Origin of the sequence: Leuconostoc holzapfelii, assembly GCF_012396485.1 — a bacterium.
In the GTDB taxonomy this organism is placed as follows: Bacteria; Bacillota; Bacilli; order Lactobacillales; family Lactobacillaceae; genus Leuconostoc; species Leuconostoc holzapfelii.
In genome coordinates this window covers 101,540-124,965 of sequence record NZ_JAAXPO010000006.1, presented here as the reverse complement: position 1 = coordinate 124,965, position 23,426 = coordinate 101,540, and the positions used below count along the sequence as shown (strand labels likewise).

The window sequence follows — 23,426 nt, the reverse complement described above, 5'->3', positions numbered from 1 at the left end:
TTGGCTCGATTTAGGGCAAAATAGTTGTCTATTGGCATCTTGCCAGTAGGCTGTAAATAGGAGAAAGTCGACCTAGGCGTCGCAAAAAAAATGACAGAAACACCTTTCAAATCTGGTTTTGTAGCCATTATTGGCCGCCCAAATGTGGGAAAATCAACCTTGCTCAATCGTATTGTTGGTGAAAAAATTGCCATCATGTCAGACAAGGCACAAACGACGAGAAATAAGATTCAAGGCATTTACACAACAGATGCGGCGCAAGTCGTTTTTATCGACACACCTGGTGTGCATAAGCCGCAAAACTCGCTTGGCGACTTCATGGTAAAATCTGCTTTTTCAGCGCTACATGAGGCCGACGCGATCTGGTTCGTGGTAGATGCATCGATGCCGCGTGGCCGAGGTGATGACTTTATTATTAATCGTTTGAAAGAAGTGAAGGAGACGCCAATCTATTTGTTGATTAACAAGGTCGACTTGATTGCGCCACCGGAATTACTGCAAGTGATTGCGAGTTATCAAGAAGACGCCCCCGCTTGGACTGAAGTTTTCCCAATTTCTGCGCGTGAAGGGGATAACGTGCCAGAATTGCTCGATAATATCGTGGCAAATCTTGATGAAGGCCCGCAGTATTTTGATGCTGATCAACTCACAGATCACCCAGAACGTTTTGTCATCGGAGAGTTAATTCGTGAAAAAGTCTTACAATTGACGCGACAAGAAGTTCCTCACTCTGTTGCAGTTGTGATTGATAAAATCGCACGTGAAAGTGAAGATAAGATTCATATCCAAGCATCAATTATTGTGGAACGACCAACGCAAAAAAATATCATTATTGGTAAGCAGGGGACGATGATCAAAAACATCGGCACACGCGCACGTAAAGATATTGAACGGTTAATGGGCGACAAGGTCTTCTTGGAAACCTGGGTGAAGGTGGAACCACGCTGGCGTGATCGACCACAAGCTTTACAAACGTTAGGTTATCGTCAAGAAGATTATTAAGTCATCTGGCCGTTGGTCAATGTAATTTAGTAGAGTGATAAATGGCAGTCATTAACGGCATTGTGCTATATACAAGACAATACAAAGATCATGATTTATTAGTTCGTATGCTCACCGAAAGCGATGGGTTGCGAACTTTTTTGGCACGTGGTGCTAAAAAGCCAAAATCGTCGTTAAGTGCAGCCGTCCAGCCATTTACCATTTTGTCTTTTGAAGGCGCTTTACCTAAACGTGACACTGGATTAGGTTATATTAATGACGCGCAGCGTGTCGTTTTATATCCCAGACTGGTCGAAGATATTGAGGCGAATGCGTATGCTGCGTTGATTGCCAGTTTGATTGATCAAACATTTGAAGAGGGCGAACCCCTTACCCGTTGGTATAACCAATTTTTATTGGCCTTGGAAAAGTTGGAGTCGGGCTTGGAGCCGCAAATTATTGCGAATATTTTTGAAATACAACTTTTGGTGCCGTTGGGCGTCGCACCGAATTGGCGTGCTGATCCGATTAGTGGTCAAACGGCCGGCCGCTTTGATTATTCAGAGAAATATAATGGAATTATTTCAGAAGCACATTATGATTTGGATGATCATCGGTTAATGTTGGATCAAAAAACCATTTTTTATTTGCGGCAATTTAGCGTGATTGATTTAAGGCAAATCAATCGGATTAATCTGTCACCAGCGACAAAACGCGGGTTACAACTCGTAATTGATCATATTTATGAAAAACAAGTCGGCTTAAAGCCGCGCGCCAAAACGTTTATCGAGCAAATGCATGCTTGGCAAAATACCCTAGTTAATTTCAGGAAGAATAAGGAAAGCACATCATGACAGCAAAAAAAATTTTAGTTTTACATACTGGTGGCACGATTTCAATGCATGAAAGTGAGAATGGTGGGGTTGAAACAGGCGTTGAAAACCCATTGACTGGTGCTAAATTGACGCTGCCCGATGTTGATTTGACGGTTGAAAATATCTTTAATTTACCCAGTGAGCACATTGGGCCAGCGCACATGTTAGCCTTGCAACAACGCATTTTGGCAGCAGGCACTGATTTTGACGGTGTGGTGATTACGCATGGGACAGACACGCTTGAAGAAACGTCATTCTTTTTAGACAGCACATTAGCTGTTGATTTTCCAATCGTGATGACTGGTGCGATGCGTTCTTCTAATGAACTCGGATCAGACGGCTTGTATAATTATCACTCCGCTTTGCGCGTTGCCGCAGACGAGGCATCACGCAATCGTGGTGTGTTAGTCGTGATGAATGATGAGATTCATGCCGCCCGCTTTGTGACCAAAACACACACGACCAACGTGGCCACGTTTGGTTCACCAATCAGTGGCACGATGGGCTTGTTAACCAAACGGCAAATCATCTTTTTCTATGCCTTGCCAAAACGGCATGCCTTGCCAATCGCCAATGTGAAACAAAATATTCCAGTTCTGAAGGCATATGCTGGTATGGACGGCCAATTATTAGAATTATTGGCAGCTGCCAATATTGATGGCATCATTATTGAAGCCTTGGGCGCTGGAAATTTGTCTAAAGAAGCCGCTAACGGTGTGCTTTACCTCTTATCGCGTGACATTCCGGTCGTCATTGTGTCACGGAGCTTCAATGGTGTCGCCGAACCAGTCTATGATTATTTGGGCGGTGGTGTTCAACTGGAAAAAGCGGGGGCAATTTTTGCAACGAGCATTAATGGCCAAAAAGCCCGATTGAAGTTGCTCATTGGGTTGGATAATCAACTGGATGAAGCAACGCTTAAAACGTATTTACATCAATTCTAATGAACGAATGGGCGATCTGATGCGCAAAATTTATTTTATTCGTCATAGTATTCGTGATCAAACGGTGACAGATGACCAATCTGCACCACTGACAAAGCAAGGCCAGCTGCTCGAACAAGGGCTGGTTGACCAATTCGCGGACTGCCCAGTAACTGCCATTTATTCGTCGCCGTATTTGCGGGCCATGCAAACCGTTGCGCCATTAGCGGCAAGTTTGGCGCTACCGATATTTCCGGTGCCAGCATTTCGTGAACGGCAAACTATTGCACGGCCTGATTGGATCGCTCATCTCGAAAATTTATGGTTAGACTTTTCTTTACAGGCGCAAGGCGAAGAATCCCTGGCTGAAGTTCAGGCGCGTGTCGTGCCTGCTTATGAAAAGATTTTACGTGATATCCCTGACAATCTGATTATTGCCGGGCATGGTACGGCGTTGGCGGTTTTATTTCATGCGATCACCGATGGCCAGTTTACCTTTGAAGACTGGCAAAAGATGGTCATGCCAGATTGTTATTTAGCGACATATGATCATCAGGTCCTGACCAGTTTTGAACACATTGGTACAAAGTAAGACGGGCGTGGCTTGGTCCTACTTTAATTGGACACCCATTTGGTGGTGAAGGAGACCCCATGACAGAACCCCTACAACATTTTTTAACAACTTTTGTTCCAAAACACTATGATGTGTATTTAGACATTAATCGTCAAGCCCAAACAATCGTCGGAGAGGTGACGATTTTTGGGGAGGCGCTGTCCGATCACATTTTTTTGCATCAACGTGGTTTGAAAATTAAATCGGTAACGGTTAATCAGAACGAGGTGGCCTTCACCACTCAAAATACACATGAGGCCTTAGGTTTAGCCAACGTCCCATTGGGACAGGTTGAAATCGTGATCTGTTATGAAACTGTGTTAACAGCCACTTTGATGGGCATTTATCCCTCGGATTACGAAGTGAATGGTGTTAAAAAGCAACTGGTATTGACGCAATTTGAATCTAGTGGTGCCCGAGAAGCTTTCCCTAGCATCGATGAGCCAGCTGCCAAAGCCACTTTTGATCTGGCCATTAAGTATGATGAACAGCCTAACGAAACCATTTTAGCCAACATGCCGGAAACTCAAGTTGTTGACCAAGTGCATTATTTTGCCACGACACTGCGGATGTCAACTTATTTAGTGGCCTTTGCTTTTGGATCATTGATTAGTGAAGAAACGACGACGTCATCTGGCGTTAAAATTCAAGTTTTCGCAACAGATGCTCATACAAAGCCTACCTTGCGGTTTGCCTTGGATATGGCCAAGCGCAGTATTGCGTTTTATGAAGCCTACTTTCAAACGCCATATCCGTTACCAGAATCAAAACAACTTGCTGTCCCGGATTTATCCTTTGGGGCGATGGAAAACTGGGGGTTGGTTACCTATCGTGAATCAGCCTTATTGATTGACCCTGAAAATGCGGCATTGACGCAAAAGCATCGTGTTGCAACAATCATTGCGCATGAACTAGCCCACCAATGGTTTGGCGATTTAGTTACAATGGCCTGGTGGGATGATTTGTGGTTAAATGAAAGTTTTGCCAATATGATGGAATATGTCGCGATTGATGCGCTAATGCCAGAATGGCACATTTGGGAGTCTTTTCAAATGAACGACGTCCCATTAGCGCTTCAGCGTGATGCGATTGATGGCGTCCAACCGGTCCATGTCGCGATTAATCATCCAGATGAAGTGAATACTTTTTTTGATAGCGCGATTGTTTATGCCAAAGGGGCCCGCATGCTGGTAATGACCCGCGCAATGATTGGTGATGCTGCGTTTCAGAAAGGCTTGAAACACTATTTTGATGCACATCAATACGGCAATGCGACAGGTGCTGATTTATGGCGCGCCTTGTCAAACGCATCGGGACAAGACGTCACGGGGGTAATGGCAACGTATTTGACGCAGCCTGGCTACCCGGTGATTAGTGTGACTGTGAATCCTGAAGGGCAACTGATAATCAGTCAGCAACAGTTTTTCATCGGCCCACACGATGACCAAGAGCGCCTCTGGCAAGTGCCATTGACGAGTAATTTTTCTGATCAAACATTGCTCCTTAAAACAAAGGCAGAGATCATCGGGGACTATGCCAGCTTACGAAAGCAAGTTGGTGGGCCAATTCTATTGAATATTGGGCAACAAACACATGCGATTATTCACTATGATGACGCATTGTTAGCGGACATTTTGGTACATCTTGATCAGTTCAATGCAGTGAGTCAGCTCCAAATTCTACACGATCTCCGGTTATTAGTGCAAGCCCAAATCGTCAGTTATGCCCAAATTTTGCCAGTGTTACATAAAGTGGCCGCCAATCCGACGATTTTGGTACAACAAGCTAGTCATGAATTGCTTAATGATATGCAACGTGTCATGCAAGACGATGCAACGGGTACGGCAACATTACAACTCTTTGTAAGGCAGTTGGTCCAGCCACAGTTGCAACGATTAGGTTGGGAAGCACGTCCGAATGAGGCCAATGATGATACACGTGTTAGACCTTTAATTATCGGCGCTGCATTGACGGTCCAACTGCCTGAAGCCTGTGCGAAATCAGATGCCCTATATGGCCAATATCAGGCAGATTTGACCCAAATGCCAGCCTATTTGCGCCGAGCTGTCTTACGAGATCAAATCGCTCGCACGTCAAATATTGCTTGGTTTAAGCAGCTTTTTATACGCTATCAACAGACTAGCGACACTGGTTTGCGACAAGATTTAATGGCTACATTACCTGGGACAACCAATCAAGCAGCACTTCAGCTCATAGTGGCTCATCTAAACAATATAGACGTTGTGAAACCACAAGATTTTGGGATCTGGTATGGCGGCTTGTTGCACAACCCAGCAGCCCAGCAGGCGGCATGGGATTGGGCACGAGCGCATTGGGATTGGCTAGATGATAAGTTGAATGGTAGCATGAATTATACTAATTTGGCGAAAATACCAGCCAATTACTTCCAAACACCGCAGCGCTTAGCTGAGTTTAAGGCGTTCTTTGGACCAAAATTAAACCAGGCCAACCTCACCCGTGAAATTATTATGGGTCAGGTGGTCATTGAAAATCAAATCGCACTGATCAAAGCACAACACAATCTGCTAGGTCAGGCACTTGAAGCGGCCTTGTATTAGGGCCGATTTGGACCCGAATGTGTTATAAATGGCGTGAATGGCCATTGTCTGATATACCGCTATTCTCTATACTCAAGAGGATAGCGGTTATTTTTGTATCCGTTCAACATGTGGCGCAGGAAAGGATGACATCGGGCATGGATACGCAACAACGATTAGCAATATTAAAAAAGGCGATCAATTTTGATACGCAAAACGGTAATGAAGCAGTATTAGCCAATTATTTATTTGAGCTGTTCAAAAGTCATCAAATTGCTGTGAGAACTTTACCATTCGGCGAAAATCGAACGAACTTAATTGCTTCGCTTGGGTCGGGGAACAAGGTCTTGGCTTTGACGGGGCACATGGATACGGTGAGTGTTGGCCCACGTGATTTATGGGATACTGACCCATTGCAACTGACAGCGATTGATGGCAAATTGTATGGCCGAGGCACGTCGGATATGAAAGGCGGGCTAATTGCTTTTGTGATTGCCTTAATTGAATTGGCACAAGAAAAAGTCGCGATTCCGGGTGAAGTGCGGCTGATTGTGACCGGTGGGGAAGAAAAAGGCCAACTTGGCTCAGCGGCATTATTGGGGAAGGGCGTGATTAGCGACATCGAAGCCTTAATTGTCGGTGAGCCAGCCCGTTTATCCAATAAAGACGGTCGGCCGGAACAGCAATTTGCCATCACGGCACAAAACGGCACTTTAGATTATGAAGTCATTTCGCACGGGAAGTCCGCACATAGTTCAATGCCTGAGATGGGGGTTAATGCGATTGATAATTTGGATGTCTATCTCAGTGAGCAAAAGAAATATTTTGCCAAAGCCACGCAAGTAGAAGATGATGTGCTGGGGAAGATTATTCCGGTGGATACGCTAATTACCGGTGGTGAACAGATTAATTCAGTGCCTGCATTTGCCAAACTCACCACTAAAATTCGCACAACCACGGCATATCCTGCCGAGCAGATTATCAAAGAACTGCAACACATTATTACCCGTTTAAATGCCGAGGAAAATATGGACTTAGAGTTTCATTTAATCCGTAAGCTCGCACCAGTTGTCACTGATAATCGGTCAAAAATTGTTAACTTGGTTAAAAAGAACGGTCGGTTCTACTTCAACCAACCGGTGACATTACGTAGTGTTGCCGGCACGAGCGATGCGGCAACCTTTGTCAAAGAAAATTCTGATATGAGCATTGTGATGATTGGACCAGGTAATGATACCAGTCATATGGCAAATGAATATGTGATGGAAGAAGCCTTTTTGAACTACATTAATTTCATCAAAAAGTTAATTCTGGATTACTTTAACCCAACTGAAAATTAACAACGACAAATAATAAAAGACCGATCGCTCAGCTATCGGTCTTTTATGCTTTAAAAATGTTGTCGTAAATGGCTTTGACGGCTTGGTCAGCGAGATCAGGTTGAATACCTAACATAATTGATATTTCACTAGCACCCTGGTTGACCATTTGCAGGCTAATACCATGGTCTTTGAGTGGTGAAACGATTTCGGTTAATGCGCCGATGCGGTTCCGCATGCCTTCGCCGACAATCATGATGATGCCATAGCTGGGCAACCACTTAAGTGTATCTGGTTTGATATCAGCAGCAATATCAGCCAACATATTGTCGATCTGATCTTGCGACAGTTGTGTCTTGTCAAAAATAATCGTTAAGTCATCAATTCCTGACGGCATATGCTCATAGGAAATGTTGTGTCGCTTGAGAATCTCTAAGATGCGTAAAGTAAAGCCGACTTCCTTGTTCAGCAAGTAACGGTGCAAATAAAGGGCCGCAAATCGGTTAGAATTCGCAATGCCGGTTACTGGTGTTGTTTGTTGCACTTCAGTTGGTGGGACAATAAATGTCCCTGGTGCATCGGGATCATTGGTGTTTTTAATATTGATACGAATGCCACCTTGGATGGCCGGAATAATGGCTTCATCGTGAAAAACGGCAAAACCCGCATACGAGAGTTCACGCATTTCATCATAGGTCATTTGCTTAATTGCTGCGGGGTGGTCGATAATGTTTGGGTTCACTGCATAAATGGCGCTGACGTCAGTAAAATTCTCATACAAATCGGCGCGTAAAGCGCGTGCCATGATTGCCCCAGTAATGTCTGACCCACCACGAGAAAAAGTGGCCATATCCCCACGTTGTGTGTAGCCAAAAAATCCTGGGATAATGAGACGTTCACTGGTGGTCAAATCAAGTTGGGCAATCGTATCGTATGACTTTGGATTGAAAGTTGCCGCGCGTGCTTGATCATCAACTAGCAGCCCAATCTCTTGTGGGTCAACAAAACGTGCAGGGAGTCCGAGATGTGTAAAGACTTTCGCAACGAGTTGGGCATTTAAGAACTCACCATGTGCGGCAAATGCGGCATATAAATAATCAAAAGACCGGTAGTGTTTTTGTGCCAGATGATCGATTTGTTCATCGATGTCATCTAGTTCATAAGCCGGCAGATCAAAATGCTCACCGATAGCATGATATCGGGCTTTTATCGTGTGTACGATGGCTAGTGTATCGGTATCTTCAACCGTACCTTTAGCATATGCTAAGAGTAAATCCGTGACTTTCGTATCGTCTTTGAAACGTTTACCTGGAGCAGAAACCACGACAACTTTACGTTGTGGGTCTGATTGAATAATCTCAAAAACACGTTGCAATTGGCGACCATCAGCCAGTGATGACCCACCAAACTTAGAAACTTTCATAAATGCGATCTTCCTTCTCTATCATTAAGCCAGTGTTGTCTGGCACAAGGTCTAGTATTTTTCCGGGGAGTTTTGCCGTGGCAAGTGCTTGTTGTAAGTGATGTGCAGCTTGTTTTGGCACCACGGAGATAATGGTTGGACCAGCGCCAGACAAATAAGTACCAATAAGCCCAAGTTCATGGGCAATGGTGCGCACTTGTTTGAGGTGAGGCACTAAGTGTTGCCGAGCTGTTTCATGGAATTGATCAGCCTCAATTAAATATTTAGCCGTCTCAAAATCATCTGCTTGAAGTGCGGCAATCAGTGTATTGCTGATTGCACTGGCGGCAACGCTTGTTTTAAAAGGGAGCTGCTCTGGTAAAGCGGCGCGTGCTGCTGCTGTGAGGAGTTGGGTATTTGGTATATAGGTGATAAAATGATGGGTTTTCGGTAAGCGCAGTGGCGCATGAAAGACGTGCTTGCCATCGTAATATGCCACGACAGCCCCACCAAATAGTGCGGGTGCGACATTATCTGGATGACCTTCAATACGCGTTGCCAATGCCAGCAGTTCATCGCGTGACAGGGCCAAATTGGCCAATTCGTTGGCCATTGCATAGCCAGCAAGTAGTGCTGATGAGGATGATCCTAAGCCGCGTGCTAACGGAATATCCGAACGCACAACCAGGCGATGGGGCGACAGATCGGGTGCGAGTTGTAAGGCTGCCTGTACAATAAAATGGGTGTCATCATGAGGAATGGCCGCGCCTGAATCATGGTCAACAACCCAAGTGGCAGTTTTTTCGTGGATTTCAAGGGTGAGATATAATTGGAGTGCGACCCCCATTGAATCAAAGCCTGGGCCTAAATTGGCACTTGTGGCTGGTACTTTAATCGTAATCATGAGAAAATTTTATACTCCGCAGCAAGATTGATCCCATCGGCATTGCGAATGGTAGTGCGAATAAGATTAATTTGTGCATCACTGGCTGGATGGGTTAAAGCAACCAGACGAGCCGTACCGTTAGCCGCTGGGGTCTGCTTCAAATCTGTGAAACTAATTTTTGCCGCTGCAAACATACCAGTCACTGAATACATGGCACCAGGGGTATCATCGACTTCAACAACAATGAAGCGTCGGGCAATCCGCTGTGATGGTTTAGCCAAGTCAATGGCTTGATTAAAGGAATTGAACGGACGACCAGGCGTATTTAAAGCTAAATCAGTTGCGACATTGGTTAAATCACTCAACACCGAATTCGCGGTTGGCATCTCGCCAGCACCGGGACCATAGAGCATCACTTCACCAACGGACTCGCCGTTAACTAACACGGCATTATTTTCATTGTGAACAGTCGCTAAGGGATGCGCAAAGGGAACGAGTTGAGGGGCAACTTCGATACTAATGGCGGACTTCGTTTCACCGACCCGCTGCGCAACACCAAGTAATTTGACGGCATAGCCAAAACTATTGGCGTCGGCAATATCTGCATCGGTTAGCGTGGTTATCCCATTGATCGTCAAATCAGACATGACGGGTTGGACACCAAAAGCAAAGTTCGCTAAGATAATGAGTTTATAGGCCGCGTCGAAACCTTCAACATCGTTTGTTGGGTCAGCTTCAGCAAACCCCTTATCTTGTGCGAGTGATAAGGCTTGATTGTAAGATAAGTGGTTGGTGGCCATCTGCGTTAAAATGAAGTTACTTGTCCCATTAATAATACCGGCGACACGAGAAATTTCATCAGCCGTAAAGCTGGTTGATAGCGTGCGCAAGATTGGTATGCCGCCCGCAACGGCCGCTTCAAAGAATAAGTCCACGCCATTTTCTTCGGCAATGGCGACGAGTTCTTGACCGCGACTGGCAATGAGATCCTTATTTGCCGTCACGACATGTTTTTTGGCATTCAATGCTTGTTTAATGATATTGTAAGCTTGATCAATGGAACCCATGACCTCGACAACAATTTGAATCGCTGGATTTGCAAGAATGGCTTGCGGATCATCTGTGATTGGAAAATCATTGACAAAGCCACTGCGTGGTTTAGTGAGATCATGAACGACAGCTTGTTTGACAACGAGATGGGCGCCAGTTCGTTTTGTGATTTGCGTCGCGTTTTCTTGCAATATTTTGACAACACCGCTGCCGACGGTACCAAGACCAAAAAGGCCAATTCCAATTTCCATAAAGTCATCCTTTGTTCATTATTATGACAAGTTTATCATTTTTATTTGGAAATTAGTAGTTTTTTGTTATAATCAAACTAAATTATTCAAATTAAAGGAAAGATTGCATGCTAAAATATGTTTCAACGCGTGGTGAAGCACCCGCAGTGACGGCCAGTGAGGCAATTTTAAATGGTATTGCGCCAGATGGTGGTCTTTATGTCCCAGCGGAATGGCCCAATTTGGCGTTGGATTGGGAAAAATTAAAAAATCAAACTTATCAAGAAATTGCGACGCAAATTTTTGATGGCTTTTTTGATGATTTTAGCGTGTCTGAAATTGATCATATTGTGACCAAGGCCTACGGTCAGCAATGGGATGATACGTCAATTGTGACGTATCATCAAGAAGCCAATCTTACTTATATGGAATTATTTCATGGGCCAACCTTGGCATTTAAAGATGTCGCGTTACAAGCATTGCCGCATTTGATGACCACAGCTGCAAAAATTCAAGCGATGACCGATACGATGGTGATTTTAACCGCAACATCGGGAGATACTGGGACCGCTGCGATGCGGGGATTTGGGGATGTCCCACAAACAGAAATCGTTGTTTTCTATCCCGAAGTCGGGGTCAGTGCGCTGCAACGCCAACAAATGCAATCAGAACCTGCGAGTAATGCGCATGTGATTGCGATTACAGGCAATTTTGATGATGCCCAACAAGCAGTCAAATCACTGTTGGCGCAAAGAAACCTAGTTGCTGAGTTACATGAAAAAAATAAGCGCTTTTCTTCGGCAAATTCAATTAACATCGGCCGTCTTGTGCCACAGATTGTTTACTACATCCATGCCTATGCAAAGTTGGTTCAACAAGGCCGCATTGCAGCTGGTGAGCCGGTTAACATCGCGGTACCAACTGGTAATTTTGGGAATGTGCTGGCCGCTTTTTACGCGAGCCAAATTGGCTTACCGGTTCGGCAATTTATTGTAGCAGCCAACGAAAATAATGTGCTCTGTGACTTTTTTAATAACGGCCGCTACGATCGCCGGCGTGACTTTAAAGTGACAAATGCACCAGCCATGGATATTTTAGTTTCCAGCAATCTTGAACGTCTGTTATATTTTGCCAGTGGCCGGAACACAACGGAAGTGAAAGGTTATATGCAAGCATTGGCCGAACGCGGGTATTATGACCTGACCGCACAAACGCGACAAGCATTGCAGCAATTTGTATCGGGGTTTGCGACACAAGCGCAGGTGACCCAAACGATTCGAGCCGTTTTTGCTGAGACGCAGTATTTGATTGATCCACACACAGCTGTTGGACGCGCTGTGTTAACGCAACAGGCGCCGACGGGGCCAACACTGATTGCAGCCACGGCGAGTCCATATAAATTTACGGAAACTGTTCTGGCGGCTTTGCAAGGGGAAGCACTGGCTGGACAAGTGGGTCTGGCAGCATTGTCCCAGTATAGTGGGACAGCCATTCCAAAGTCCGTAGCAACATTATTTGAACAACCCTTGCGGCATAAACAAGTGATTGCGCCACAAATGATGGCCCAAACTTTCCGTCAGGAAATATTATAAAACCGAACAATTTGATATAAATGTAAAAATAATTCGTTACTATACGGATAATTAGAAAGAAAAAAATGTTTAAATACGGTATAATTAAGTCATCAACGTATTAGGAGAACATCATGTCATTTAAAGAACGCGACCCTGAAGTGTGGAGTGCTATTCAACAAGAAGGTGCCCGCCAAAATCGTACGATCGAATTGATTGCTTCGGAAAACTTTGCCTCAAAAGGTGTCCGAGCAGCTCAAGGTTCTGTGTTAACCAACAAGTATGCTGAGGGTTATCCCTACAAGCGTTATTACGGTGGTACAGAATATGTCGATGTTGTTGAACAACTCGCGATTGATCGCTTGAAGGCGCTCTTTGGTGCCGAATATGCAAACGTCCAACCACACTCTGGTTCACAAGCCAATGCTGCCGCATACATGGCTTTCTTGAAGCCAGGGGACAAGATTCTTGGGATGGACTTAGATGCTGGTGGTCATTTGACACACGGTGCCAAAGTGTCATTTTCAGGTAAGATGTATGAATCATTTACTTATGGTTTGAATCCTGAGACAGAACAATTAGATTATGAAGCCATTGCGCAACAAGCACGTGAAGTGCAACCACAATTAATTGTTGCCGGTGCCTCAGCTTATTCACGCACGATTGATTTTGACAAGTTCCGTGCCATTGCGGATGAAGTTGGTGCCTACTTGATGGTTGACATGGCGCACATCGCAGGTCTTGTCGCTGCTGGCTTACATCCAAACCCAGTTGGCATTGCAGATGTGGTCACATCAACAACGCACAAGACTTTGCGTGGCCCACGTGGTGGGGTGATCTTGTCACAAGAAAAGTATGCCAAGCAATTGAATTCTGCGATTTTCCCTGGCTCACAAGGTGGCCCATTGGAACACGTGATTGCGGGTAAGGCGATTGCATTTGGTGAAGCATTGCAACCTGAATTTAAGACATATGCTGCCCAAATTATTAAAAATGCCCAAGCGATGGCTGAAGTGTTCTCAAATACAGAAGACATCCGCGTGGTTGCCGGTGGGACAGATAACCACTTGTTCAACCTTGATTTGACAAAGACTGGGTTGAACGGTAAGCAAACTCAAGAATTGTTGGATACTGTGTCAATCACAACGAACAAGGAAGCTTTGCCTAACGAAACGCTGAGCCCATTCATTACATCTGGTATTCGTATCGGGACACCAGCGATGACAACTCGCGGCTTCAAGGAAGATGACGCCCGTCGTGTTGCTGAATTAATTGTGACAGCAATTCACAATTTTGACGATCCAAAGGTCCTAAAAGAAGTGAAAAAAGAAGCCGAAATATTGGCCATGACACACTTATTTGAATAATGGCAAGTCGGCTACGGCCGGCTTTTTTATTTGGGGAAACGCATGAAAAAAACGGAATTAAGACAAATACAAAAACAGCGATTGCAAGCTTATGTTGGTCCAGATCGAGAAGCGGACGAGTTAGCACTAAGACAGCATTTATTTGCGACGACGCAATGGGCTGATGCTGAGGTGGTTGCCGTCGTTCTCAGTACGCCGATGGAACTGAACACGACACCAATCATTGCAGCTGCTTGGGCGAGCGGGAAGCAAGTTGTGGTGCCCAAAATTGTGGCGAAACAAATGCGTTTTGTTGCTATTTCGCCGCAGACGGAATTTGCTACGGGTGCGTTAAATATTCAAGAGCCGCTGCATGATGAGGCATTTCCACCCAAACAGATTGATTTAGTGATCGTACCGGGGTTAGCCTATACGCTGTCAGGGCGGCGACTGGGCTTTGGCGCTGGTTATTATGACCGCTTCTTGTCAAATTATCAAGGACACACTGTGGCGTTAGCATTGCAGCCGCAGCTGTTGGCAACATTGCCGATTGAACCCCATGATCAATTGGTCGAACAAGTATTGACTGGTTTTTAAAAAGCCTTGCTTGGATCCAAGCAAGGCTTTTTTATGAATCGATACCAATGATTTTAAACAATAAGAGAAAAATAGCTGAAATCAACGACACACTGTTGAAGAGTACGTGGACTAAAATTGGGATCCAAATGTTTTCTGTGACAAGATAGATGCAACCAAAGAAAAGGCCGGCTACCGCGTATAATAAGGTGCCTAATAGACTGCCGTTGAAATTATAAAAATGGCTGAAACCAAAGAGTAAACTTGACAAAACTAATAGTGACAGGACAATCATTCGAGGTTCTGACTTGTAACGATAAAACAAGTCGTGACGATAAGATAATTCTTCAAAAACGGCAATGCCAATGTTCATGAGTCCGGTAACTAACGACATGATAATACCCAGCCAGGTATTAATAGGGAAATCGTAGGTTGGGTATTTCGGTTTTGCTGAAACAAATTGGTTAAAAAATGGATTCAAAAGATTAATCAGCACTTCTAATAATATAAAAAATCCGATGATTAGCAAACTATTTTTTAATTTTTTACGTTTCAAGACTTGCCAGTCATGACGTAAAAGTAGGCGGTTTTGACGTAATCCGAGATAGAGGAGTACAAAAAACCAAAGGGCCATGATGGCAAAATAAATATAAGCCTGTTGTTGAGCGACAGCTTGAGCAAGGGTAAGGACGGCCAAAGTACCAATGAAGTAAATGCCGACATCTTTGATGTAAGTGAATATTTTGTTCATTATTGCGGTTTCTCCCAATTTTAAATGTCAAAACAATAGTGGCTATTGTACCAAAAAATAACCGAAAAAGCGTTCAAAAAAGCACATTTGGTAGTAAAAAAGCGCATCTAACGATGCACTGTTTTAAACGACAAGTCGCAAAATATTGACAATAGCATTTTTGTTATTTTTTTCCTGCTTCATCGGTGAAATAGGTTGTCAGACCTTTCGTAATGGCAGTGGCAATTTGTTTTTGATACTGCGTGGATCGAATGTATTTGAAGTCGGATGGGTTGTTAATGTAACCCAATTCAAGCAACGTTGCAGGTTGCGTTGCGTGGTCTAACACGACATATTGCGCAGTATCCATGCCGCGGTTAGTTAAAGGTAAGCTGTTCAGGGCATTGTGCATCGCACTTGCTAGGCCATGGCCACTGTCGTGATAATAATACTGTGTGATACCTGATGCCGATGTGGCACTATCAGAATCGCCATCATGATCAAAATGGAATGAAATCTGGGCATGGGCTTGGTACTTGGTGGCTAATTTTGGAATATCAAGCAACGGCACCAAGACATCGGCATCACGAGTCATTAGAATGCGTGCCCCTGTTGGTGCAAGTGTGGCACGCACTTGGCGCGCGGTGCGTAAGGTGTAGGTTTTTTCATGATACTTCCCATCGGCTGACGATGAGCCATTATCACCAGCCAGACCATTGTAGCGTTTATCTGGATCACCACCATGTCCAGGATCTAGGACAATCGTGGCTTCACTCATGATGGTTGCATGGCGTAGGGTACGTGATTCAGCCACCCAACTCGCCACCCAGCCAACTTTCTCATTATCACCGCGACGCACTTGATACCAGCCATGATCGTCTTTCATAATGATTAAATCCGTACCACGCTTCAAGGTCGCCAGTGAATGATATTCTAGGCCTGGGCCCGAACGAAATTGAACATTGTCAGGACCTGTTGAGATTTGATTTTTATTAGCAAGTGAGTAAACTAAGCCAAATGTTGTGATTAAGACAAAGACGGTGATAATAACGCCGATAAGATTGCTTAATAACCATTTTTTTATCATAATTTACCTACTCAAGTGATTGTTCTCATGTATAAATATTGTAACATATTTCGCGCCATATCAACGTGCCCTTTACCTACAAAAAATGTTACAATTGAATTATGACATAACAACGTTTGTTATGAATACATTTAAAGGTTAAAAGGTAGACACGATGTCAAAAGTAATGGCGGTTAACGCCGGTAGCTCATCACTCAAATTCCAATTGTTAGAAATGCCTGAAGAAAAGGTATTGATGCAAGGTATTATCGAACGTATTGGTTCAGATAATGCTGAAATGTCAATCAAATATGGTCAAGATATTGAACCAAAGCGTTTGATTGGTGCCGAAGAAGGGCACATCACCCTCACTAAAAATGGCGGCAAGAAGTTTGAACACGAATTAGCTATTAAGGATCACGATCAAGCAATCGATGTCCTATTGCAAAAGTTGACTGATCTTGGCATCGTGAAAGACTTTAATGAAATCACAGGTGTTGGGCATCGTGTGGTTGCTGGTGGTGAATGGTTTAACCATTCAGTTGTGGTTGACGATGAAGTTTTGTCTAAGATTGATCGTTTGGCTGATTACGCCCCATTGCACAACCCAGCCAACGCCATGGGTATTCGCGCCTTCCAAAAGTTGTTGCCTGATGCCTTGTCAGTTGCCGTATTTGACACATCATTCCACCAAACAATGCCTGAACAGAACTATCTTTACAGCATTCCGTACGAATATTATGCCCGCTATGGTGCGCGTAAGTATGGTGCCCACGGGACATCACATCGCTACGTAACAGAGCGTGCAGCCGAAAAGATGGGCATTCCTTTGGATCAATTCAATGCCATCTCATTCCATTTGGGTGCCGGCGCCTCAATCACTGCGGTGAAGAACGGTAAGTCATATGATACATCAATGGGCTTCACACCATTGGCTGGTTTGACAATGGCCACACGTTCAGGTGATGTTGATCCATCATTGATTTACTACATCCAAGAACGCGAAGGCTTGTCTAACGAAGAAATGCTAGAGATCTTGAACAAGAAGTCTGGTTTGCTCGGCATTTCAACGATTTCAAATGACATGCGTGATTTAGAAGAAGTCCAAGAAACGAACACACACGCGAAGTTGGCGCTTAATATGTTCTATGATCGTGTCATTCGTTACGCAGGGCAATACTTTGCTGAACTTGGCCGTGTTGATGCGGTGATCTTTACTGCCGGAATCGGTGAAAACGATGCCGTAACGCGTGCCAAGGTGTTAGAGGCTTTGGCATTCGCTGGTGTCAAATTAGATGCCGAAGCAAATAACGTGCGTGGCAAAGAAGCTGTTTTGACAACAGCCGATTCATCAGTGACTGGTTTGTTGATTCCAACCAACGAAGAATTGATGATTGCACGCGACGTCGAAGCACTCCGTTAATTGTATTCAAACACGACACTGACATCCAGTGTCGTGTTTTTAGTTAAAAACCCCAATGTGAATCAATCACATTGGGGTTTTTCGAGTTATTTTTTTAAGAATCGAAGGGCGTAAAGACCAAGAATACCTAGCAATGATGTTGCGAAAACGGCAATTTTTGTCGTCTGACGTGTCGCAGCATGTGGCGTATTGGGTAATTTTTGGGACTTCGATGACGCGGGTTCTTGTGTCGGTTTTGAGGCTGCCTGATGAGGCTGGGCAGGTATTTTTGTATTGTTTACTGGGGGAGCAAGTGTTGCTGGCACCGTTGTGGCAGTTGGTCGATTTGGCGCTGCCTGTTGACCAGATTCAGAAGTCGTAGACAATGCGGTAGCCGTAGATGCAGCAGGTGTGACCAAGGGTGTCCCAGTCGATGCAACAACCGCTGCAATCGGTGCAGGTGTGGCTGTGGTGTGGCTGAGGATGGTTGGTGCCGTTGGGATAGTCAGGGGTGGTGTCGGCTGATTAGCAACGAAATCAGTGGTGTGTGTAATCTTGAAATAGACTTGGTAAGCATGATTGTAATCAAAGCCAGGTAAGTTAATCGCGACTTGCATGTCTTCTAAAATCGCATCTTGTGCTAACTGTGTAGCCGAAAGCGGCAACTGGTAGGTCAGAATGACAGCATCACCGACTTCATCTGCAGACACGCGCGTCGCATCTTTAAACAGAATACTATCTTTACCGTATGCTTTGGGCACGTTTGCTGTGAAAGTCAACATGCCAGAATCATCAGCATGTTTTGTCAGCGTGGCCTTTTGCAAAATATAGTTACTGGCCACTGAAGTGAGATTTGGATTGTCGCCCTTCATGACAGACAATTTTACTGTTTCATCAGCCGTGTTTGTCTGAGTTGGTGCTGGTTGGGGGACGTTTTGCATGACAGTTACCGGTTGGACCAATGAGCCACTAAATCGGGTGCTGAGTTTGTGTGTGCTGGTTGCATTGTCCCAGGCAAAGTTGGTTTGCCCAGCAGCACTAATGCCTGGATACGTCACTTGATTGCCAGAAACAGTGGCGTTGATCCCATTTTGGTAGGTTAGTGGGATCGTTGAGCCGTCGATGTCGGTTGCATTTAGCGCGACATGATATGGCTGATTAAGAGGCAGTGCTAGGCTTGGCAGCGTGATAAACTGGTACTTCGCGTTTAAGGCAGTCAATTGACGCAAATCTTTTAATGGGCTGAGATCACGAACTTGATTTCTCAAAATGGTTAAACTAGCGAGTTGTGACAAGTGGCGCAACGGTGTCAAGTCAGTCACTAAATTGTTAGAAAGGGTGAGATTGGCGAGTTGCGAGAGTGGTTGTAACGGTGTGAGGTCACTGACAGCATCCTTACTAAAGTCCAGATTAGTCAATTGGGTAAGCTGTGAGATTGGGGTTAAATCGCTGATGTTCCCATTAAAATCAATGGCTAAATTCTGCAAATGACCCATCCCACTGATAAGTTTTAAGTCTTGATTCGTCATCCCCAGTTGTGAGAGGTTCAACTTTTGCAACTGCGTGAGCGTTTTGAGGACACCTATATTGGTTTGGGGGTTATTGCCAGCTGTCAAGTTGGTCAGTTGGGTGAGTCCGGCAACAGGCCGCCAATCAGCAATCAAGTTGCTACCCAAGCTTAACGTCGTCAACCCTTTGAAATTTGCAAGCCCAGTCATGTCGGTTAACTTATTGCCTGATAAGTCAAGTGCGGTGAGTGGCGCAGTTGGCGCAATGGGGGGGAATGTTGTGAGCTTTGAATTGACAAGCTTGAGGGATTGCAATTGCGTCAGGTTGGCGAGGCCGGCGAGTTGCGCTGGGGCACTCCCGTAGGCATCGCCAACAAGATTGAGCTGCTGAATGGGGACGTTTTGCAGCTGCTGTAAGTCAGGTAATTGCGTGGCTTTATTGAGACGAAGGCTTAAGTTGGTGAGTTGGGTTAACTGGCTGAGCGGTGAAATATCACTAATCGCATTGCCGGTGAGATCCAATTGTTGCAAATTTTTAGCAAATTCCAACCCCTTTAAATTCGTCACGTCACTGTAAGTTAAATCAATAACGGTGAGCTTGGCTAAATTTGCCTGTGTGAGGGGGACATCAGCCCCAAGTAAGGTTTGTACACTGGTTTGCAGATTCTTATCGGGCATCCAACTATCGACAGATGGTTCGGTTTGCGCAGTGGGGCTAGCTGTCGGCGTATCATCAGCGTGGACGATGGTGAGTGGCGTTACGGTCATGGTTGTTGACAACACAGCGGTGGCTAAAAAAGCCGTCACAGATGGTCGGTTCATATCTCTATCCTATCTTTCCCTTGCATGCATCTTGTGGCATGCAGTCATAAAAAACATTTTATCTCATTGCTTTGAGTTTCACAAGCTGCATGTTTCAAGCGATGACAAGCACGCACAATCCGTGTCAAGGTTGTCGTATCAAGGTTTCTATACAGTGTGACGTGTCATGAGGCGCTAGCGCAGTGTTGTGCTTAGGGCGATGATAGCAGGTGTCGAAATTAGGTCAAAGTATTGATATGTCAAGGTTCTATTCGATTTATCGTTTGATAAATTTATCACATTATAAAACTTTTTGACTTGTCAACACGGTATAATACTTTTATTGCCTTTTTAAAGGTTTTGTCTTTGGTGACTAATCACCAGTAATGCCATACAATATTTGGAGGTTTGTGTGTTTAAACGTGTAATTTTGGGGTCGACGATCGGTCTATTGGGGAGTCTAGTAATGCTGCCAACTGCTGATGCCCAAGCTATATCTTATCAAGTGCTTAAATACGGGACGAATGACCTGTCTTATGCCAGCGCCTATTTTGTCAATCCAGGCGAGATCACCCCAGCTGGGGATCATTATCAAGTCACGTTGGTGATTGCAACGCAACACGACTTAGGCCGATTTCCGGTAACAATTCTTACTATCAATAATCAAAAACCGGCCGTCAGTCAAACAACTCAAGGTGACACAGATTACGATACGGTAAGTTTTGCGGTCACAGACCCAAAGCAACGCTTGACTGGTACGATGCAAGTCGATGTTACCAGTTTAAATTATCATCATACTTATGACTTTAATCTCAGGCTAGCAGCACAAGACGTGCCGCCATTATCACCAGTTACGCAATCAACCGCGCAAGCATCGATACATACAGCAGCAACATCATCAACCAATACAATGCGTGAACCACAGCAGGCGGGCGCACAATCAGCGACACAACAATCAGTAGTCACGGACAAAGTTGGGACTTCTCCCAAACCAGATGACTCGCAACAACAATCAAACCAACCGCAAACATCATCGCAACACACCACGTCACCTCAAGTTCACAAAACCAAACCACACGCCACCGGGCCAGACTGGTCGCTTTGGCGTTATGGCATTGCTGGGCTATTACTAGGTAGTGCGTTGATTGTGTGCCACTTACTTTGGTCAAAAAAACGGGGAAAAGGGGCCTAATATGTTTCAGAAAAAATGGCGAATCTATTGGTGGTTATTGCTGCTAGTGTTGATTGGTGGCGGGTTATATTTTAGTACGCGTCCCCAACTGACCGAAAAAAAATTACCTGTTGCGACGACGATGGCGCAAGTGGGTATTTTTGACCGATTAGGGGTGCCCTTAGCCGCAGTGCCCTCAAGTGATGAATCGTTACCAGAACGTTATGCTGGTTTACCGCAAGTCGGCAATCACGTCAGCATTAATTTTGAAGCCATCATGCGCGTCAATCCAAGCGTTGTTTACGTCGACCAGACCTTAACTTCTGATTACGCCACTAAACTAAATACCAGTCACATCAAGATGCAAGCGCTCGATTTTTCGACTTACCAAGCCATGCAAAAAAGTATTTTGCAACTAGGCATCACGTATCATAAAACGGCGGCCGCACAAGAGCTGCTTTCAGCGCTGAAATTGCCCGAAAAAGTTGCGATGCGGCCGGTTAAAGTGCTGCTTTTAATGGGGATGCCTGGTGGGAGTTTTCTGGTTGCCAACGATAAAACCTATATTGGTGACTTGGTCAAGCGGGCTGGCGGTCAAATTGTTGGTGGTGATCCGACGAGTCAGTTGAGCACCCCCAATCCACAAACCATTGCGCAAGAAAATCCAGATGTTGTCATACGTTTGGCGCATGCCATGCCGCAGCAAGTCAAACAAAGTTTTGACCAAACTTTCCAACAAGTACCGTATCAAACGTTAGCAGCCACGAAAAATGGGCAAGTGCATGATGTGACATCACCAGTATTTGCCATGACGGCTAACTTACAAGTTGTGAGTGCTTATGAACAAATTCAAGCATGGTTAAAGGCAGCAGAATGAGAAAGATAAGCTATGGTGTGATTTGGTTGGGATTGATTGTGGTGGCAGCTTTGACTTTGGGCGTGCCATTGGGTGGCCAATGGCCAACACGTTTGATTTTTTGGCAGTTGCGTTTGCCGCGTTTGTTATTTGCCTTACTTGGCGGCGCCATGATTGCTGTGAGTGCGGTAATTTTTCAAACCACATTACGGCAACGCTATCTTGATGGTAGTATGCTGGGACTAGCCAGTGGGAGTGAACTCGGCATTGCGCTATGGACACTTTGTTGGCCGAAAGCGCACACTTATCGTGTCTTTTTAGGGGCTGGATTGGCCATCTTGTTGTTATGGCTACTCCGCCAGCGTATTTTAAAAACCATGGCGATGTCATCTGTTTTACCACTTGCCGGCCTCGGATTGGCCATGTTTTTAAATGCTGGGACGAGTTTGTTAACCAATCAGCAGGGCTTGTTAGGACAATCCTTAGCCAATGTGACCATCACTGATGCGTGGTCGTTGGGAATTGTGGCCTTAATTGGTGTATTGATGATTCAAACGGATCAGGCGCAGCTGACTTTTTTTGCATTACCACAATGGCATGTCGCACAATTAGGTGTGAATGAGCAACGGTTGAGTTGGTTTTGGCAGGTTGTCGCGGCAGGTTATCTTGGTGCCGTGACGGCGGTATTGGGGACGATATTTTTTGTTGGGCTGGTGCTAGCCCAAGTCGTTGTTCGCTGGTGGGGCGGCAACGCGCAAGCCCGTTTGTTGCCCACAGCGCTGATTGGTGCTTTGATGCTGAGTGTCAGTGATTTCTTCGCGCATAGTTTACGCTATCCTGTTGAATTACCAACGGGTGCCATGCTCATGTTAATGACCGCGCCATTTTTAATGTTTATTTTGTGGGGGTATCATGCAGATTAATGCACTAGCAATGCCACGCGTGTTCAATCAGCCACTCACATTTAACCTGCCAGAAAAAAAGCTGACGGTTGTGATAGGTCAAAATGGGGCGGGTAAATCAACGCTTTTAAACGCGTTGGCCAGGCGTTTGCCTGAAGCAGCGTACTTGCCTCAAAAAAATCAAATCTATGATGATATGCGCGTGAAGGAATTATTAGCTTTAGGGCAACAACGCGCAAAAAATGCCCCAACGGTGGACATCCTTGCTGCCTTAGCAATTGAACCATTGTTATCTCAACGCATGGCAACCCTTTCTGGTGGGCAACAGCAGCGTGTGTGGCTGGCGTTTGTGTTGTGCCAACAAACGCCCGTGGTGTTATTAGATGAACCACTCACGGGGTTGGATTTACGGTATCAAAGCCGCTTGGCTGGGTTATTGCGCAGCCTCAATGTCAGTGTTGTGATGGTGGTGCATGATTTGAATTATGCGCAATGCGAAGCGGATTGGGTCTGGGTCGTCCATGACCAGCAATTGATGGCAGGTACGCCGGGCGATATGTTGCAAGAAAATTTCTTGTCTGAAGTGTTCAACACACCGATTAGACAACATATCACGACAGAAGGAATGCGATATTTTGACGTATAAAAAAGCAATCCAAT

Annotated in this window: 20 protein-coding genes; 14 read left to right on the top strand and 6 right to left on the bottom strand. The window is 45.0% G+C overall.

The features are described 5' to 3' along the window. The first annotated feature begins 90 nt into the window (after positions 1-90). From era to HF966_RS06510, 6 genes are all read left to right on the top strand, one after another. Entirely contained in the window at positions 91-1,002 is a 912-nt protein-coding gene (era, locus tag HF966_RS06535; protein ID WP_168677265.1) for a GTPase Era, read from the top strand. Positions 1,003-1,043: 41 nt separating this feature from the next. Further along, the gene (recO, locus tag HF966_RS06530) at positions 1,044-1,835 is read left to right on the top strand and encodes a DNA repair protein RecO (RefSeq protein WP_168677264.1); all 792 of its coding nucleotides are present in this window, start codon (positions 1,044-1,046) and stop codon (positions 1,833-1,835) included. Beyond that, complete coding sequence (locus HF966_RS06525) at positions 1,832-2,800, top strand: asparaginase (RefSeq protein ID WP_168677262.1); 969 nt, start codon at positions 1,832-1,834, stop codon at positions 2,798-2,800. The genes recO and HF966_RS06525 overlap by 4 nt, the downstream gene beginning before the upstream one ends. 19 nt (positions 2,801-2,819) lie before the next feature. After that, on the top strand, positions 2,820-3,371 hold the full coding sequence (locus HF966_RS06520; protein WP_210729365.1) for a histidine phosphatase family protein: 552 nt from the start codon (positions 2,820-2,822) through the stop codon (positions 3,369-3,371). Positions 3,372-3,430: 59 nt separating this feature from the next. After that, positions 3,431-5,971: a M1 family metallopeptidase gene (locus HF966_RS06515; RefSeq protein WP_168677261.1), complete on the top strand. Its 2,541-nt coding sequence runs from the start codon at positions 3,431-3,433 to the stop codon at positions 5,969-5,971. A 137-nt stretch (positions 5,972-6,108) separates the two neighbouring features. Next, on the top strand, positions 6,109-7,290 hold the full coding sequence (locus HF966_RS06510; RefSeq protein ID WP_168677259.1) for an ArgE/DapE family deacylase: 1,182 nt from the start codon (positions 6,109-6,111) through the stop codon (positions 7,288-7,290). Between the two features lie 43 nt (positions 7,291-7,333). Here the strand turns inward: HF966_RS06510 and HF966_RS06505 are convergent, their stop codons facing one another. Genes HF966_RS06505 through HF966_RS06495 form a run of 3 tightly spaced genes read right to left on the bottom strand, consistent with a single transcriptional unit; the run spans position 7,334 to position 10,858 of the window. Further along, a complete protein-coding gene (locus HF966_RS06505; RefSeq protein WP_168677257.1) occupies positions 7,334-8,692 on the bottom strand; it encodes an aspartate kinase in 1,359 nt (452 codons plus the stop codon). Beyond that, positions 8,679-9,575, bottom strand: coding sequence for a homoserine kinase (gene thrB / locus HF966_RS06500; RefSeq protein ID WP_168677256.1), 897 nt, complete (start codon positions 9,573-9,575; stop codon positions 8,679-8,681). The genes HF966_RS06505 and thrB overlap by 14 nt, the downstream gene beginning before the upstream one ends. Further along, complete coding sequence (locus HF966_RS06495) at positions 9,572-10,858, bottom strand: homoserine dehydrogenase (protein WP_168677254.1); 1,287 nt, start codon at positions 10,856-10,858, stop codon at positions 9,572-9,574. The genes thrB and HF966_RS06495 overlap by 4 nt, the downstream gene beginning before the upstream one ends. A 107-nt stretch (positions 10,859-10,965) precedes the next feature. On the opposite strand from HF966_RS06495, the gene thrC reads away from it, so the two are divergent. From thrC to HF966_RS06480, 3 genes are all read left to right on the top strand, one after another. Next, a complete protein-coding gene (gene thrC, locus HF966_RS06490) occupies positions 10,966-12,429 on the top strand; it encodes a threonine synthase (protein ID WP_168677252.1) in 1,464 nt (487 codons plus the stop codon). Positions 12,430-12,542: 113 nt separating this feature from the next. Beyond that, positions 12,543-13,775 (top strand): serine hydroxymethyltransferase, encoded by a 1,233-nt coding sequence (gene glyA / locus HF966_RS06485; protein ID WP_168677251.1) that lies wholly within the window; start codon positions 12,543-12,545, stop codon positions 13,773-13,775. Positions 13,776-13,817: 42 nt separating this feature from the next. Next, entirely contained in the window at positions 13,818-14,351 is a 534-nt protein-coding gene (locus HF966_RS06480; RefSeq protein ID WP_168677249.1) for a 5-formyltetrahydrofolate cyclo-ligase, read from the top strand. A 31-nt stretch (positions 14,352-14,382) separates the two neighbouring features. Here the strand turns inward: HF966_RS06480 and HF966_RS06475 are convergent, their stop codons facing one another. Next, entirely contained in the window at positions 14,383-15,081 is a 699-nt protein-coding gene (locus tag HF966_RS06475; protein ID WP_168677247.1) for a CPBP family intramembrane glutamic endopeptidase, read from the bottom strand. Between the two features lie 163 nt (positions 15,082-15,244). Next, the gene (locus HF966_RS06470; protein WP_168677244.1) at positions 15,245-16,147 is read right to left on the bottom strand and encodes an N-acetylmuramoyl-L-alanine amidase family protein; all 903 of its coding nucleotides are present in this window, start codon (positions 16,145-16,147) and stop codon (positions 15,245-15,247) included. 154 nt (positions 16,148-16,301) lie between these two features. Between HF966_RS06470 and HF966_RS06465 the strand changes: the two genes are divergently transcribed. After that, positions 16,302-17,549, top strand: a complete 1,248-nt coding sequence (locus HF966_RS06465; protein WP_168677243.1) for an acetate/propionate family kinase — start codon at positions 16,302-16,304, stop codon at positions 17,547-17,549. An 86-nt stretch (positions 17,550-17,635) separates the two neighbouring features. Here HF966_RS06465 and HF966_RS06460 read toward each other — a convergent pair whose 3' ends face one another. Further along, entirely contained in the window at positions 17,636-19,858 is a 2,223-nt protein-coding gene (locus tag HF966_RS06460; protein ID WP_168677241.1) for a hypothetical protein, read from the bottom strand. 391 nt (positions 19,859-20,249) lie between these two features. Between HF966_RS06460 and HF966_RS06455 the strand changes: the two genes are divergently transcribed. The 4 genes from HF966_RS06455 to HF966_RS06440 are packed head-to-tail and all read left to right on the top strand — an operon-like array spanning position 20,250 to position 23,412. Then, positions 20,250-21,029 carry an NEAT domain-containing protein gene (locus HF966_RS06455; RefSeq protein WP_168677240.1) on the top strand — a complete coding sequence of 260 codons (780 nt, stop codon included), beginning with the start codon at positions 20,250-20,252 and terminating at the stop codon, positions 21,027-21,029. 1 nt (position 21,030) lies between these two features. Next, positions 21,031-21,885 carry an ABC transporter substrate-binding protein gene (locus HF966_RS06450; RefSeq protein ID WP_168677238.1) on the top strand — a complete coding sequence of 285 codons (855 nt, stop codon included), beginning with the start codon at positions 21,031-21,033 and terminating at the stop codon, positions 21,883-21,885. Next, positions 21,882-22,787, top strand: coding sequence for an iron chelate uptake ABC transporter family permease subunit (locus HF966_RS06445; protein ID WP_168677236.1), 906 nt, complete (start codon positions 21,882-21,884; stop codon positions 22,785-22,787). Before HF966_RS06450 ends, HF966_RS06445 begins: the two co-directional genes overlap by 4 nt. Continuing rightward, a complete protein-coding gene (locus tag HF966_RS06440; protein WP_168677234.1) occupies positions 22,777-23,412 on the top strand; it encodes an ABC transporter ATP-binding protein in 636 nt (211 codons plus the stop codon). Before HF966_RS06445 ends, HF966_RS06440 begins: the two co-directional genes overlap by 11 nt. Positions 23,413-23,426: the final 14 nt, after the last annotated feature.